Annotated in this window: 16 protein-coding genes; 9 read left to right on the forward strand and 7 right to left on the reverse strand. The window is 69.0% G+C overall.

Translation table 11 applies throughout. From position 1 onward, the window contains the following. Positions 1 to 371: 371 nt before the first annotated feature. Genes ACZ4QV_RS30195 through ACZ4QV_RS30205 form a run of 3 tightly spaced genes read right to left on the reverse strand, consistent with a single transcriptional unit; the run spans position 372 to position 2,114 of the window. Complete coding sequence (locus ACZ4QV_RS30195; RefSeq protein WP_361618428.1) at positions 372 to 974, reverse strand: CGNR zinc finger domain-containing protein; 603 nt, start codon at positions 972 to 974, stop codon at positions 372 to 374. 42 nt (positions 975 to 1,016) lie between these two features. Further along, positions 1,017 to 1,220: a hypothetical protein gene (locus ACZ4QV_RS30200; protein WP_361160339.1), complete on the reverse strand. Its 204-nt coding sequence runs from the start codon at positions 1,218 to 1,220 to the stop codon at positions 1,017 to 1,019. Between the two features lie 42 nt (positions 1,221 to 1,262). Further along, positions 1,263 to 2,114: an MBL fold metallo-hydrolase gene (locus tag ACZ4QV_RS30205; RefSeq protein ID WP_361639426.1), complete on the reverse strand. Its 852-nt coding sequence runs from the start codon at positions 2,112 to 2,114 to the stop codon at positions 1,263 to 1,265. A gap of 366 nt (positions 2,115 to 2,480) precedes the next feature. On the opposite strand from ACZ4QV_RS30205, the gene ACZ4QV_RS30210 reads away from it, so the two are divergent. Beyond that, positions 2,481 to 2,864: a hypothetical protein gene (locus ACZ4QV_RS30210; RefSeq protein WP_467763660.1), complete on the forward strand. Its 384-nt coding sequence runs from the start codon at positions 2,481 to 2,483 to the stop codon at positions 2,862 to 2,864. Positions 2,865 to 3,010: 146 nt separating this feature from the next. On the opposite strand, the gene ACZ4QV_RS30215 is transcribed toward ACZ4QV_RS30210, so the two are convergent. Beyond that, positions 3,011 to 3,448, reverse strand: a complete 438-nt coding sequence (locus ACZ4QV_RS30215) for a nuclear transport factor 2 family protein (protein WP_361160330.1) — start codon at positions 3,446 to 3,448, stop codon at positions 3,011 to 3,013. Between the two features lie 401 nt (positions 3,449 to 3,849). Between ACZ4QV_RS30215 and ACZ4QV_RS30220 the strand changes: the two genes are divergently transcribed. After that, positions 3,850 to 4,401 carry an alpha/beta fold hydrolase gene (locus tag ACZ4QV_RS30220; RefSeq protein ID WP_361639428.1) on the forward strand — a complete coding sequence of 184 codons (552 nt, stop codon included), beginning with the start codon at positions 3,850 to 3,852 and terminating at the stop codon, positions 4,399 to 4,401. An 80-nt stretch (positions 4,402 to 4,481) separates the two neighbouring features. Here the strand turns inward: ACZ4QV_RS30220 and ACZ4QV_RS30225 are convergent, their stop codons facing one another. Further along, complete coding sequence (locus ACZ4QV_RS30225; RefSeq protein WP_361160324.1) at positions 4,482 to 4,931, reverse strand: MarR family winged helix-turn-helix transcriptional regulator; 450 nt, start codon at positions 4,929 to 4,931, stop codon at positions 4,482 to 4,484. A 149-nt stretch (positions 4,932 to 5,080) separates the two neighbouring features. Between ACZ4QV_RS30225 and ACZ4QV_RS30230 the strand changes: the two genes are divergently transcribed. Next, positions 5,081 to 5,599 (forward strand): phenolic acid decarboxylase, encoded by a 519-nt coding sequence (locus tag ACZ4QV_RS30230; RefSeq protein WP_467763661.1) that lies wholly within the window; start codon positions 5,081 to 5,083, stop codon positions 5,597 to 5,599. Positions 5,600 to 7,383: 1,784 nt separating this feature from the next. Here the strand turns inward: ACZ4QV_RS30230 and ACZ4QV_RS30235 are convergent. Continuing rightward, entirely contained in the window at positions 7,384 to 8,256 is an 873-nt protein-coding gene (locus ACZ4QV_RS30235) for a helix-turn-helix transcriptional regulator (RefSeq protein WP_361160319.1), read from the reverse strand. A 139-nt stretch (positions 8,257 to 8,395) separates the two neighbouring features. On the opposite strand from ACZ4QV_RS30235, the gene ACZ4QV_RS30240 reads away from it, so the two are divergent. The 6 genes from ACZ4QV_RS30240 (at position 8,396) to ACZ4QV_RS30265 (ending at position 12,823) form a co-directional block, all read left to right on the forward strand. Continuing rightward, positions 8,396 to 8,662 carry an Atu4866 domain-containing protein gene (locus tag ACZ4QV_RS30240; protein WP_361160317.1) on the forward strand — a complete coding sequence of 89 codons (267 nt, stop codon included), beginning with the start codon at positions 8,396 to 8,398 and terminating at the stop codon, positions 8,660 to 8,662. Positions 8,663 to 8,776: 114 nt separating this feature from the next. Further along, positions 8,777 to 9,535 carry an SDR family NAD(P)-dependent oxidoreductase gene (locus ACZ4QV_RS30245; RefSeq protein ID WP_361160313.1) on the forward strand — a complete coding sequence of 253 codons (759 nt, stop codon included), beginning with the start codon at positions 8,777 to 8,779 and terminating at the stop codon, positions 9,533 to 9,535. Between the two features lie 149 nt (positions 9,536 to 9,684). Further along, positions 9,685 to 10,461, forward strand: a complete 777-nt coding sequence (locus tag ACZ4QV_RS30250) for an SDR family NAD(P)-dependent oxidoreductase (protein ID WP_361592373.1) — start codon at positions 9,685 to 9,687, stop codon at positions 10,459 to 10,461. Between the two features lie 235 nt (positions 10,462 to 10,696). Further along, positions 10,697 to 11,032 (forward strand): VOC family protein, encoded by a 336-nt coding sequence (locus tag ACZ4QV_RS30255; RefSeq protein WP_467763672.1) that lies wholly within the window; start codon positions 10,697 to 10,699, stop codon positions 11,030 to 11,032. Positions 11,033 to 11,213: 181 nt separating this feature from the next. Next, positions 11,214 to 11,654 carry a MarR family winged helix-turn-helix transcriptional regulator gene (locus tag ACZ4QV_RS30260; protein ID WP_361160308.1) on the forward strand — a complete coding sequence of 147 codons (441 nt, stop codon included), beginning with the start codon at positions 11,214 to 11,216 and terminating at the stop codon, positions 11,652 to 11,654. A gap of 83 nt (positions 11,655 to 11,737) precedes the next feature. Further along, positions 11,738 to 12,823, forward strand: coding sequence for an FAD-dependent oxidoreductase (locus ACZ4QV_RS30265; protein WP_361618438.1), 1,086 nt, complete (start codon positions 11,738 to 11,740; stop codon positions 12,821 to 12,823). Between the two features lie 59 nt (positions 12,824 to 12,882). On the opposite strand, the gene ACZ4QV_RS30270 is transcribed toward ACZ4QV_RS30265, so the two are convergent. Then, complete coding sequence (locus ACZ4QV_RS30270; RefSeq protein ID WP_467763662.1) at positions 12,883 to 13,386, reverse strand: amidase family protein; 504 nt, start codon at positions 13,384 to 13,386, stop codon at positions 12,883 to 12,885. Between the last annotated feature and the right edge of the window lie 727 nt (positions 13,387 to 14,113).

Below are 14,113 nucleotides of genomic sequence, written 5' to 3' on the forward strand. Positions count from 1 at the left end.
CGTCCAGCCTCAGTGCAACACCCTCGGCCTGGGCGTAGGCGAAGACGCCCTCCAGCGTCCGGAGCCGCAGGCCCGGACGCTCGTCACTCGCGTACCCCGCGCGGTCGGCAGCCGACGGACCTCACCGACAGCCCGGCTGACCGTCGAGCGGTCGACACCGAACAGACACCCAAGACCGCATGCGGCAGAGCGTGCCGCAGAGGGAACAATGTGGCCATCGACCGGTCCAACCATCCGGTACCGGGCACCCACACCCGGCGCACGCTTCCCCGCCCCGTGCCGGAAAACGTCGTCCCTCAGCCGACACCGTCCACGGCTGGGCCAGTCGAGGAATGGTCAGCTGTCTGGCACCAGCGGCCTCCGGGTGTGGGCTACGCCTGTCCGGTGGCGCGTCGACGGGCGCGGTAGGCACGCAGGTTAACGGTGTTCCCGCAGGTCTTGACGTCGTGCCAGACGCCGCTGTTGTTGCGGGAGCGGTCGAAGAAGGCCACCTTGCACCGCGGGTTGCGGCAGGTCTTCAGGCGGCGGCGGGTGTCGGCCCGCTGACCCTCGAACGCCGCCGCGATGACCAGCGCGGCCAGGCGTCGCCACCCGGAGCCACGCGGTTCGAGACGGACGAGGCCGTCCTGGCCGAGTTGGAGCGCTGCGGTGGCGGTGTGCAGGACCGGCACGGCCTCCTGGGCGTCCTGGGCGGCCTCGGGTCCCAGTGCGACGAGTGCCTGCAGGTCGTCGCGGAAGGACCGCAACTCGGTGAGGCTCTCGGAGTCCAGGATGATGTCGGGAACGGCCTGCCCGACGCCTTCGGACCATCGCGCCATGGCCTCGTTCACCCACTTCTGGGCGGACTCGATGCCCTGCAGGAGATCGGGCTCCTGAGGCGAGCCGGCCGAGATGGTGTTGAGCAGGTCCTGCACCAGGCCGAGGCTGCCCGGGGCAGCCTCCAGGTCGTACCGTGCGGTAGCGGGCCACGGCATTGCGGATGACACCTCCTGGACGACGGGGACTGGCGAGCCTTCTCATCCTTTCACGGCGCGGGTGAGCCTCCGGGGCGCCCTCGGCCGCATGCGCGGACTGCGAAGAGCCCCCGGAGAGAGCGTCGTGGTGTGGGCGACCGCCGCAGCCCGGCCCACCCCCAACTGGGTGAGCAGGCCGAGCGTGGCACTTGCGATGATGGCCACGGCGGGTTCCAGGCCGTGCCGGGCCGTGGCCGTCCGGGTCATGATGGGCACCTCCTTCCCCGTGTGCGGGGGACTCGGGGCGGTTCAGGCCCCGAGCAGGCCGACCGCGCCGTACCACAGCGGTCCGGGGTTGAGACGGTCGCCGTGCAGCCGCATCATCCGGTCGAAGAACTCGCGCGCGGTGGGCTTGTCGTCCAGCAGCCGCTGGGCGTCCCGCAGGTACTGCCGCGTCTCCTCGATGATGGCCGGGTCGTCGGGGCGGTCCTTGTTCTTGTGCCCGGCGACGACGGCGCGCGGTTGCAGCTCGGCGATCCGGTCGAGGGCGCCCAGCCAGGCCGTCAGGCCGCCACCGCCGCCTTCGAGGATGTAGGGGTGCACGTCGTTGTAGGCGATGTCTCCGGCCACCACGAGGCCGATCGACGGCACGTGGAGGAAGGTGGTGTCGTCAGTGTCGGTGTGCCCGGCCTCGTACGCCCGGACGACGTTGCCCTCCAGCAGGAAGCCGTCGGCGGGGACGGGACGGGCCAGGACGGGCGTGGCCGGGATCCGGCCGGGGAAGACCTTGTCCCACATCTGCTCACGGCCGGTCGTGGCCTGCTGGTGCATCATGCGGATCGTGCCCTCGGTTGCGTACGCGACGGCGCCGGGGAAGCGTTCGACGAGCTGTGCCGTGCCGAACCAGTGGTCGCCGTGCCCGTGCGTGGCGTAGATGACCGTGAGCCGTTTGCCGGACCGTTCCACCCAGTCGCCGACCTGCCGGATCTGGTCGTGGGTGAAGGGCGGGTCGACCAGTACGGCGTCCCGCTCGCCGTGGATCAGGGTGGACGTGATCGGGGAGGAGACGATGGCCTCGCCGTCGGGCATGCGCTGGTCGCCTGCGCGGGGGGCGCCGGGCGAGACGAGGACCTCGTAGGACAGGGGGGTTGGGGTGGCCATGGCGGCCATCTCCTCTCGGTGCGTCAGAGTGGGTGGGTTCAGGCGTGTGTGCGCAGTTGTGGGTAGAACTCGTCGAGTTCGCCGGACAGGGCGGCCTGACCTGGCGGTTCATGTGGTCGGCCAGGACCTCGTGGGCTCTCGCCTCGATGCCGTCCAGTGCGAGGGCGGCGACCTTGGCGGGGTCGGCCTTGGGCGCGTCCTGGCCGGCGGCGGTCCGGGTGTCCATGCGGCCCACGTGCAGGCCGGTGACCAGGGTTCCCGTTCGGCGAGGGCGACGCGTAGGGAGTTGGTGAGGGGCCATTCGGCGGACTTGGCCGTCGTGTAGGCCGCGGTGCGGGGGCGGCGAGCCAGGACGGGACGGAGAGCATGGACAGCACGTTGAACAGCGCACCGCCGCCGTTCCGGGCGAGGGCGGGCGCGAAGGCGCGGCTCATGCGGAGCGTGCCGAGGACGTGCGTGTCGAATTCGAGCTGCCAGCCGTCCAGACTGCTTGTCGGCACGTCCGAACCGGTGGTCGGTCCGGCGTTGTTGCTCGGCAGGATCACGTCAGGCGTGGCCTGGGCGGCCGACGTGGACCTGCCGCGGGTCGGTGATGTCGAGCCGGATCGGCACGACTTCGGGGATACGGACGGACTCAGGACCCCGGGCACCTGCATGGACCTTGGCCGCGCCGCGCTCCGGCAGTGCCGTGGCGAGCTCCAGCAGTGCCGTGGCGAACTGTTCTCCCCAGGCCGCGGTTGGCGCCGGTGACGAGGGCCACCGCTCCGTTGAACTGCATGGTTGTTCGCCTCCTCGGCGGCACCCAGCCGTGGGGCGCCCCCGATCGATCGTGTGGGGGGCGAGAGGTTTTGCCCGCCCGGACGCCGCCGGAACGGCGACGGGTGCGGGCCTGCGGGTCAGGCCCGGTAGAAGTGGTCGCGCCCGACGACACCGCCGACGCGGTTGCCGAGCTCGTTGGAGAAGGCCAGCAGGTTGTCCAGGGGGCGGTGCTGGATGACGGCCCGGGCGATCTTGCCGTCCTCGTCGACGGTCAGGATGGTGGAGCCCCGCAGCTCCTTGCCGCCGAACGCCTTGGCCTCCCACTCGATACAGGTGCGGGTCCCGTCGGTGATCTCGTACGTGAAGACGAGGGCCTCGTAGATGCCGCTGGCGGCACCCATGACCTGCTTGACGTTGTCACGCCCTTCGACCGGGCTGCGCAGCGCGCTGGCTTCGAGAACCACGTCCTCGGCGAACGCGGCGGCGAAGGCCTCGGCGGACTTGGCCGCGAACGCTTTGGTCCAGGGCTGGGCCTCGACCTCGTCGGTGGTGTTCGTCTTGGTGGTGCCATTCATGGGGATCACTCCTGCTCTGTGGTGCGGGCGGTCGCTCCGGCACTCGGGGGAGGTGACGGGGACTGCCTCAAAGGCATGTAATAACCGTAGCACTTTTGAGTATGTCGGCAACTGGTGCGAATGATCCGATCGCCAATATGTACACCACGAGGACACCTGGGTGTCTTCGGTAAGCCCACTTCTCGCCGGACATGGCCGTATGGCTTATGGCTCTTTCGCTCAGCGGGCTGCGACCAGGTCCCTGCGGGGCTCACCGGCTCAGCTCGACGGCAGCGCGCTCGACACTCACCACGGCAGGCGGACGACGCGCCTGGACGGCCGCTCGGCACGATGGCCACCGATCGACACGCCCGAGTGGTCTCCGTCCGGAGCGCCACGATTCCCCGGAGAGGAGGAACCGTATGAGAGCCGAAGGCGGCGCGGGCAGGCGCACCCGCCTCCAGCGCACCGGCAGGGACGGTCGGACGCTGGTCTTCGTCCACGGCTTCCTCGACGGCAAGCGCCTCTGGGACGACGTGATCCGGGAGCTGAAGACCCAGGGCGTCCGGACCGTACGGCTGGACCTGACCGGACTGGGCGAGCGCACGGACGCCGACGGCCCGTGCATGCTGGACCGGCTCACCGCGGTCGGCGCCCGGGTTCGGCACGAGGTGGTGCGCGCGCTGGCGGGCTGCTGGAACGTCGGCCACCCGAATGGACGGCGGCCGAGCCGCTACCAGTATCCCGTGCTGGCGATCCGGGGCGCGGACGACGGCTTCATCACCGAAGGGCTGGTCACCGGGGGAGTGCTGAGGCGCTGCGGCTCCATCGAGGGTAAGAGACCTCAGGGCAGGGGAAGTCCTGCGACAGGTGTGGGTCCGGCAGCTTCAGGCCCGCGACGACGCAGAGCGTTGGCGGGACATGAAGGACGTGCCGCCCGGCAGCCTTCGCCTGCGCTCGCCCTGTGGCCTTGAAGCCCGTCCCGGATCGAAGCGGGATCTGTCCTGGGGCGGCTATAGGGCCCACTTGACCGAGGTCTGCGACACCGACGCCCTCATCCCTGGCCGGCGGGGGCCTGTGCCTCCAGGGCGGTGAGCAGTTCGGTGAGCGCGGGGAGCGACCGTTCCAGCGCCTCGCGGCTTTCCGGGTGCAGGCCGTCCAGGGCGCGGCGCAGGGCGGCCGTGCTGGTGCGGTCGTACCGGTCGAGCATGTCGAGGGCCTTGGGGGAGGCGGTGAGGTGGGCGGTGCGCAGGTTGGTGGGAGAGGGGGTGCGCTCTACCAGGCCCGACGCGGTCATGGTGCGGATGAGGTTGCTGACCGTGGACGGGGCTGCCTTGAGCTGGGAGGCGGCCTCGCGTGGGGTGACGGTGCCGGCTTCGGCCAGGACCCGCAGCAGTTCGATCTGGGCCTCGGGGAGGTCGGGCAGGCCCTCGGAGCGACGGGTGCGCAGTACGGCCCGGCGCAACGGGCCGAGGAGTCGGCCGAATTCGGTCGCGGTGTCCATGGCCCCATTGTGCCTCATCTAAAATTTTTCAACAAAACAGTTTTGTTGCAAAATGAAGCGGGGTGGTGAGGATCCCGCACTCGCGGACCCGTCGCCCTCGGCACACCCGTGACGCCTCGCGTCCGAACCCCTCGTCCAAGGAGGAACCCATGACCACTGTCGCCGACCCCGCCCCCGCCCAGGACCTCTCCGGGATCGTCGGCCACCGCTTCATCTACACGTACGCCAACGGCTGGCAGTACGAGATGTACGTGAAGAACGACCACACCATCGACTACCGCATACACAGCGGCCACGTCGGCGGGCGCTGGGTCAAGGACCAGGAAGTCGACCTCGTCCAGCTCGACGACGACAGCTACAAGGTGTCGTGGACCGAGCCCACCGGCACCTCCGTCGCCGTCAACGTCATGCCCGGCAAGCGCCGCCTGCACGGCGTCATCTTCTTCCCCGACTGGATCCGCCGGCACGGCGAGCGCACCGTCTGCTTCCAGAACGACCACCTGGAGCAGATGCGCGCCTACCGCGACCAAGGCCCGGCCTACCCCATCTACGTCGTCCCCGAATTCGCGAAGATCACACTGTTCGAACATGTCGGTACGGACAACGACTCGGTGGTCTCCACCGCGCCCGGCGACCTCCCCGACGGCTGGGCCGACCGCACCAACTGACAAGCGCGGACGCCTTCATGGCCGGGCATGCCCGGGGCTGCTCCCGTCGGCTGCCCGGCCGTCCGGGCCCGTGCCGCGTCGGCGTCCAGGTGCTGGGCGTACGTCTTGCGGGCGCCGTCCGAGCGCTGGTGGGGGGTCCGGGCCGCGGCGAGGGCTCGCATGCAGCGGCAGTTCGGCAAGCTGGTCAAGATGGATTGTGGCTTGCGCTGGAGGCTCTGTCGTACGTACCCGGGCTCGCCGCTCCCGAGAACCCGGAGGAGCGGGACTGCGAGGGCGCGGGCGGTGCGGCCTATCGGACGCACGCGGCAGAGAAATTCCACACGCGCACAAGGTCGCAGCCCTTCGAGCTCGATAAGCCGAACGTCGGGGCGATCTCCTCGGCGCTCGCTGTCCCGCGCCAGGTGGCGCTGATGAGCTCGGGGTTGCACCGGCCGTAGTCCGTTTCTTTGCTCGGGCTGGACATTCCTGTTATAGGCGCCTTTCGCTTTGGTTGCTTCCAGGCGGTGAGAAAGCGGGGAGAACATGGCCGGCCAGGTGTCCTGCTGTGCTCTCCATTCGAGCAGTGGCGCCGAGACATTTGTCCGCCCAGCGGTCAAGTTCGTCCATGTGTGCAAACCCAGCTGATTCTTCGTCTGCTGGTGGTGTAGCGTGCATGGCGGCGTGACCTCGGCTGCGGGACCTGCTCTGCGAGTTGGCCGACCTCCAGGGCCAGATACGCACCGCCGAAGATGACCCACAGGACCCCGGCTGGATCGGTCTTCACGAAGACTTGTGCACCGACATCAAGGATCTGCGCACGCTCGCACCGCGTTGCCCTATCGTGATCGGGTTAAGGCGCGTTGAGCCCTAATGGTTCAGGAATCGGGGGAGCCACTGTGCCTCTGGGGCGACCGTCATGCTCGCCGCAGAGCGGAGAGGCAGAGGGTGGCTCAGGCGTGCTGTCGTGAAACGGTGCGGCTCTTCCGAAATGCCGAGCGATCAGGCAATGAGGTCGTATCCGTCCCGGTAGGGCCTGGCGTCGGCCCCTGCAGAAGAGCGGCACTCGGGTCCGGGCCATGGCAGTTGTGCCGATGACCGACGTCCTGCCGGCCGGTGGTGCTGAGCTCGATACGAATGAGCTGGATGCCCGGTGGGTGGATGCCTGGCGGCCGAAACAGGTCGCGGAGCGGTTGGATGAGGTGGATACGCCCTGGTGCAACGCGGCGGGGTGGGCTGGATCTGTTCCGCGGAGGGCGGCCGCGGCCGCATGGTGATCTGGAGATCGCTGTGCCCTGGCTGGATGTTCGGAGATTCGAGGCCGCTGCGCCGAGTACGAGTGGGACGCGGTTGCCGACTCGCTCGAAAGCGATCTGCGGTTTTGTGGCCCATGTCCCGTGTCCCGCGCTTCTCGCGCTCGCTGCGCCACACGGCCCGACATATGCGTACGCCCGAGGCCCACGACATCCTGGACCTGTTCGTGGTGACCAACCTGCCCTTGCCGCCAGCGGCGCTACCGCCGTCAACCTGGCCCGATGAGCCGCCATTCTGACGCCCGCCATGGAGATCACGAAGATCACTCTTCAAGTGCAGCCGACTCCGGTCATCCGTGCAGCCCACTCCGGAAGCTGACACTTGAAGTCGTCGCTCATGATCCCGGACTGTTTCATGAGGCGTTTCAGATGCCCAGTCGTTTGCAACAGCTCATGAAATATGATCGCCGCAGGTGGCGACCGCCCGGCTGGGTGTTTCATGAGCGACCACCTATGAAACACGCGGGGCGAAATCGTCCGGGCACTGTTGCCGACCTACCTCCATGTTCCGTCGGCTGATGAGTGGTGGGGCCGGGGACCGGGCCGACGCCGGGTAGCGTGGATGGAACCGAGCAGATTGAGGGACTGGTCACTAGGGCTGCCTGGTTCGGCGTGGTAGATGACGAGCTGCTGGCCGGGGGCGTCGCGTACGTCGAAAGCCTGGTAAGTGAGGGTGAGGGGGCCGACGTCCGGGTGGAGGAAGTGTTTGGCGTCCTGGGTCTTGCCGCGCACGGTGTGGGCGTTCCAGAGGCGGGTGAAGTCCGCGCTGTGCTCAGTGAGGGTGCGGACGAGTTCGCGTAACCGTGGGTTGTCCGGGGCGAATCCGGTTGCCTCGCGAAGGTTGGCGACGGTGGCCTGTGCTGCCCGGCCCCAGTCCGTGTAGAAGTTTCGGCCCGCGGGGTCGAGGAAGGTCATGCGGGCCAAGTTGTCCGCCGGCTCGAACGGTGCATAGAGGGCATCTGCCAGGGCGTTGACGGCGAGGAGGTCCAGGGTCCGGCTCATGACGAACGCTGGAGTGTTCGGGTAACCGTCCATGAGCTGTCGCAGCGAAGGGCTGACCCGCTCGGCGGCGTGGACGGAGGGCTGGTCGTTCGGCGCGGCCCCGGCCAGCCGGTACAAGTGTGCGCGTGCGTACGCGTCGAGGCGCAGCGCGCGGCTGAGCGCGTCGACCACCTGGGGTGAGGGGTTGCGCTCGCGGCCTTGTTCCAGGCGGGTGTAGTAGTCGGCGTTCACTCCGGCCAGGACAGCGACCTCCTCGCGGCGCAGTCCGGCGACTCTGCGGGCCCCGTAGCTCGCCATGCCGACGTCCTCCGGCCGCAGGCCGTCGCGGCGTGCGCGCAGGAAATCTCCCAGGTGGTTGTCGTCCATGTGTCCAGGCTAGGCGGCGGCCCGGTGCGCAGCCTGGGTGTGCCACACCCAGGCAGCGCGCGTCCTGGTTGAGAGACGCTGACCTGCCCAGACTCGGTGGAGCAGGAAGGACGACACCATTTGAGGAGAGGAGTCCGCCATGGCCGGAACCGTTGAGGGCAACCACGTCGACGTGGTCGGGATGTGGGTGACCGCGGATGGTCACATCCGTCAGGAGCTGCTGCCGGACGGCCGCTACGACGAAGCCCGCGGCGAGCGGCACAGCGCGTACACCGGCCGGTACACGGTGACCGGCAGCCACCTGGACTACGTCGACGACACCGGGTTCACCGCCACGGGCGACATCCGGGACGGGGTGCTCTATCACGAGCACCTCGTGCTCTACCGGGAGCAGAAGTCGTCGTAGGGAGGCCCGGCCACGGCTGCCCTGGGCACCGGGGCGAATCCGCCGTCGGCGGACCAGAAGTCCCGGCACAGCAGTCAGCCAGTCAGTCAGCAACGAGAATCAAGGACCGTATCCATGACAGGACAACGACTTGCCGGCAAGATCGCGCTGATCACGGGCGCGACCGGCGGCCTCGGCACAGCGACCGCCGAACTCTTCGCCCGAGAAGGCGCCAGACTAGTGATCACCGATCTCGCCGAAGGCCCCCTGCGGGACCTGTCCCACCGGATCGGAGCACAAGGCGCGGAGGTCGTCGCTGCTCGCCTCGATGTCTCCTCCGCGCGGGAGTGGGACGAAGTGATCACCGTCGTACGCGACCGGTTCGGAACGCTGGACGTGCTCGTGAACCTCGCCGGCATCCTGGACTGGCCAGGTATCGAGGACACGCGGGAAGAGGCTTGGGACCGCGTCATCGACGTGAACCAGAAAGGCACATGGCTCGGCATGAAGGCGGCGATGCCGCTCCTGCGTGCGAACGGCAACGCTTCTGTGATCAATACGTCGTCAGTACTCGGCCTGGTAGGAAGCGGTGCCGCTGCGGCCTACCAGGCGTCCAAGGGGGCCGTGCGCCTGTTGAGCAAGACCGCCGCGGTCGAGTACGCCCGGCAGGGAGTACGGATCAACACGGTGCATCCCGGCGTGATCGCCACGCCGATGATCCAGGAACTCCTGGACGACCAGGGCGACCAGCAGCCGGACATCCAACGCACCCCCATGCGCCGAGCCGGCCGCGCCGACGAGATCGCACCCGCGATCCTCTTCCTGGCCTGCGACGACTCCTCGTTCGTCACCGGCGCGGAGCTGGTGGTCGACGGCGGGCTCACCGCGCACTGAACAACCCAGCCGTATGACGTTCACGTGGGCCTGCTGTGAATGCGTCAACGGCGCGGCCCACCCGGTCCGCGCACCGCACCACTGCACAGCACTTCAGGTGCCCTGCACCGGCGCCCGCACTCACACTCGCCTTCTCCAGGGACCGCATCATGACACCTGCAACCGCATCCGCCGCAAGGTCCGAATCCACCGAGTTCGCTGGGAAGATCGCCCTCGTCACTGGAGCCGCGCGAGGGGTGGGCCGGGAGACCGTGGCGCTCCTCCACGCCCGCGGTGCCCGGGTCGTCGCCCTCGACCTCCGTCCCGACGTCACGAACCTGGCGGGGGAGTTTCCAGGCGTCGTCGCGACAAACGGTGACATCACCCAGGAGGAGACCGCCCACCGCGCGGTGGCAACGGCCCTGGACGTCTTCGGCGGACTGGACATCCTCGTGAACAATGCCGGGCGCACCCAGAACAAACCCGTCACCGAAACCACGGCCGAGGACTGGGACACCGTGATGGCGGTCAACGCCCGCGGCTCCTTCTTCTGCGCCCGCGAGGCATTCCGGGCCATGAAGAGCAGTGGCGGCGGCGCCATCGTCAGCACCGGCTCGTACGCCTCCACCGTCGCCCTGCCCGAAGGCGTCGCCTACAGTGCGTCGAAAGGTGCTCTGGCCCAACTGACCAAGGTGCTCGCCGTCGAGGGCGGCCCGCTGGGCATCCGCGCCAACCTCGTAGCCGCGGGCGTCATCGAGACGGACTTCCTCGACACGATCCGCCCCGACAGCCGCGCCTACCTGGCGTCCTTCGCCGCGGCGCAGCCACTGGGACGTGTGGCGCAGCCCGAGGAGATCGCCGAAGTCCTGTGCTTCCTCGTCTCACCCCGCTCCAGCTTCGTCACGGGAGCCGTGGTCGCCGCTGACGGCGGCTTCACCGCGCTCTAGCGACGCATCAGACAGCACATATCTGGCGACCACGGCCCGCAGGCCCTGGTCGTCGGCACTTCCACTGGATGATGTAACCGGAGGTGCCCGAGTCGCGCAACGGCATAGCCAGGCGCCCTGACCGTAGCCGCCGGCTCCAGCACTCCACGACAGGGACCACTACTGGCGGTACCGCGCACAGTTTTCCGCTGTCGCGTCTGCGCGGCCGAGCCTTCGGCCGTATCCGCCGCTCGCCATTCCTCCGGGCGCCGAAGAACTCTGCCGTGAGTTCTGGCGAGACGTGCTCGGCATGACGGGGCTTGAGAAGCCACCGGCGCTGGCCGCTCGCGGCGGGTGCTGGTTCCGAGGTGGTGGACTGGAGGTCCACCTGGGTGTCGAAGAGGATTTCCGCCCGAACCGGAAGGCCCACCCGGGCATCCTGGTGACCTCGCTCCACGCACTCGCCCAGCGGCTGGAAACCAGCGGAGCAAGCGTGACCTGGGACGACGACTTCCCGGGCCACGACCGCTTCCACACGTCCGACAAGCTGGGCAATCGGCTCGAATTCCTTGAACCGGTCCGCGACCACTGACACGAGCGCGAGGGGGCGAAGCCCCGGCCCCGGGACCCGAGAGGCCCTGACGGAAGCCGGGCCGGCGCCGGGTACGCGGAGCACACCTACTGCTGACAGGGGCAGAACGTGTCCCCACGCGGATGTGGCCGAAGTCCGCGAAGGCTTGATCCTTAACCTGGCAACAGTTAGTGTGTTAACTATGGAGAGAGTGAAGCGCGAGAGCACGCTGGAGCTGATGCGGTGGGTGGTGTGGGGGCAGCGACGCATCGCTGATGAATGGATACGGGAACGCGGCCTCACGCACGAGCAGAGTGCCGTGCTGGCGTACCTGACGAAGAACCCGGATGCCATTCAGCGTGACGTCGCGCGGGCCATGCGCACCAGTGCGCCGAGCATTTCCCGGCTCCTGGCCGGACTTGAGCGGCGCGGACTCGTGGAGCGCCAGACCCAGGAGGATGACACGCGCAGCCGTCGGGTGCTTGTCACTCCAGCGGGCTCCGAACTGATCCAGGGTTTCGAAGAGGCCATGGACCATGTCGAGGAGTCGATCCTCGCGCCGCTGGGCGCCGCAGGGCAGGCGCGGCTCCATGAATTGCTGGAGCAGCTCGCGTCCCGGATCGAGCCACCCCGCTCTCCCTGACCCGGCTCTACTACCCGCACGGCGGCCGGGTGCCCCAGCGGGCAAAGCCACCGGTTCACCCACCAGCAGCAAGGAACGCATGCATGACTCAGATCACGATCATCGGTGCCGGTCTTGCGGGACTGACACTGGCACGCACCCTGGCGGTTCATGGAATACCGGCCACGGTGTACGAAGCGGAGGCGTCTGCCCAGGCCCGGGGCCAAGGCGGCATGCTCGACATCCACGACTACAACGGCCAGCACGGGATCCGTGCCACCGGCCTGATGGACGGCTTCCGGTCCCTCGTCCTCGAAGGTCGCCAGGCATCCCGCGACGTGGCACCCGACGGCACCATCTTGGCGGACCGGCCCGACGACCCCGCCGGAGGCCGCCCCGAGGTGCAGCGCGGCGAGCTGCGACAGTTGCTGCTGGAATCCCTGCCTGCCGGCAGTGTCGTCTGGGGCCACAGGACCCGGAGCGTGCGGACCCTCGCTGACGGTCGTCACGAAGTGACCTTCACCAACGGATCGACGCTCGTCACCGACATCCTCGTCGGTGCCGACGGCGCCTGGTCGAAGGTCCGGCCGCTGCTCTCCGATGCCACGCCCGCCTATGCCGGACGCTCGATGGTCGAGACGTACCTGTATGAGAGCGACACCCGGCACCCTGCCACCCTGGCGCTGGTCGGCGGCGGGTCGATGACCGCCTACGACGAAGCCACCCGCATAGGTCTCGGCGTGCAGCGCGAGCGCGCGGACACCCTGCACGCCTACGCCATGTTCGACCAGCCGCTCGACTGGTTCGACGGCATCGACTTCAATGACGGCCCTGCGGCCGCCCGCACGATCGCCGCGATGTTCGAGGGGTGGGCGCCGGAGCTCGTCGCCCTGGTCGCGGACAGCGACATCCCGCCGATCTTTCGCCCCTTGTACGGGCTGCCGATCGGGCACCGCTGGGAACATGTACCCGGGGTCACGCTCATCGGAGACGCCGCGCACCTGGCACCGCCGGACGGCGAAGGAGCGAACTGGGCCCTCTTCGACGCAGGCCAGCTCGGCAACGCCATCGCCGAACAGCCCAAGGACATCGACGCGGCCATCCGCGCCTACGAAGCCGCGCTCTTCCCACGGAACATCGAGACCGCAACCGCCGCCGCAGCCTACTACCCCGATTTCACACCCTGCTGACCACGGCAACCAGGCAAGTCTGAGGTTCTACCGCAGGCGTTGGACGTGGCGGTGGGTGATCAGGCAGGTGGCGAGGCCGAGGAAGGCTTCGCGGCGGTACTTGTCGTGGCCGTAGCCGCGGCCGGCGAGGAGTGTGTCCGGCCGACGTCCGGGACGGCCGACGACGCCGGCCACGGCCGGGGCAGGTTGGCCTTGGCCAACGGGATGCCCCCGGCCGCCCGCAGCCGCGCAACCGCGGTCGCGTCCACGTCCGCGACATGATCCTTGAACAGGGCGGAGCCGCGGGCGCTCACCGCACCGGCCACGTCCAGCGAGTCCTTGACGGTGAACGGCACGCCGTGGAACGGCCCGAGGTCCTGACCGGCGGCCACTGCCGCGTCCGCTGCTGCCGCCGCGGCGAGCGCCTGGTCGGCGAGTACCGTCACCATGGCGTTGATCTTCGGGTTGACGGCCTCGATCCGGCGCAGGTGCGCCTCGGCCACCTCGGTGGCGGACACCTGCCGGCTGCCGATCAGCTCGGCCAGCCCGGTCGCGTCCCACCTGTGGAGCTCGTTCTCGTCCACGGCTCCTCCTGGGGTGTCTCGCGTCGGCAGGGCGGCGCCGGCCGTCCGGCGGAATCCGGCTGACCTTACCGGGCGGCCCTGGCCGGCACGTCCGCTGCCCTTCCGCAGGATGCCCCACCCTCCCGGGCAGGCAGCGGAGGGGGTCCGAGGCGTGCGGTCGAAATCCGCCCGCCGCGAAGGCGAGAGTTACGGACGACGCGGACCTGCTCCGGCTGACGTGCCAACAGCTCAGTTGGCGAGGGGGAGAGTTCCCGTCAGCGCAGGGCGGGGGCCGGGCGGCCGGCCTCGGTGGCGAACCCTGGCAGGTGCCGGTCAGGTCGGGGAATTCCATGGTCCGAGCCGGGGCCGTGCACGATGCGGATCAGGTCCTCGCACGGCCGCGCGGAGGTGTCCGCGGGGGGCGGTCGGGCGCGTCGAAGGTGGTGCCGGGCGGCGCGAGGCGCGGTCATCCGGCTGTCGATACCGCCCCCGGCGCCGGGTCCCGCCGGTGTGCCGGATCGGGATGTGTGTGGGCATCGGCTTGCGAACGCAATGGTCGCGTGAGATTCCGAACGCGGCAAGAAAGCGCGCGAATTGCACGGTCACGGCAATGGGGTGGAAATCAACTTCCGGTAAATCGTGACCACTTATCGTGCCGTCGGCTTCGTGGTGGTGGGGGCGGGGGCCCGGTGCGCTGCGGCGTGGCGCCTTGCGGTAATCGGTGAACGGTGTTTGCGGGGTTCCCGCC

The sequence above is a fragment of the Streptomyces sp. NPDC026394 genome, assembly GCF_055567735.1.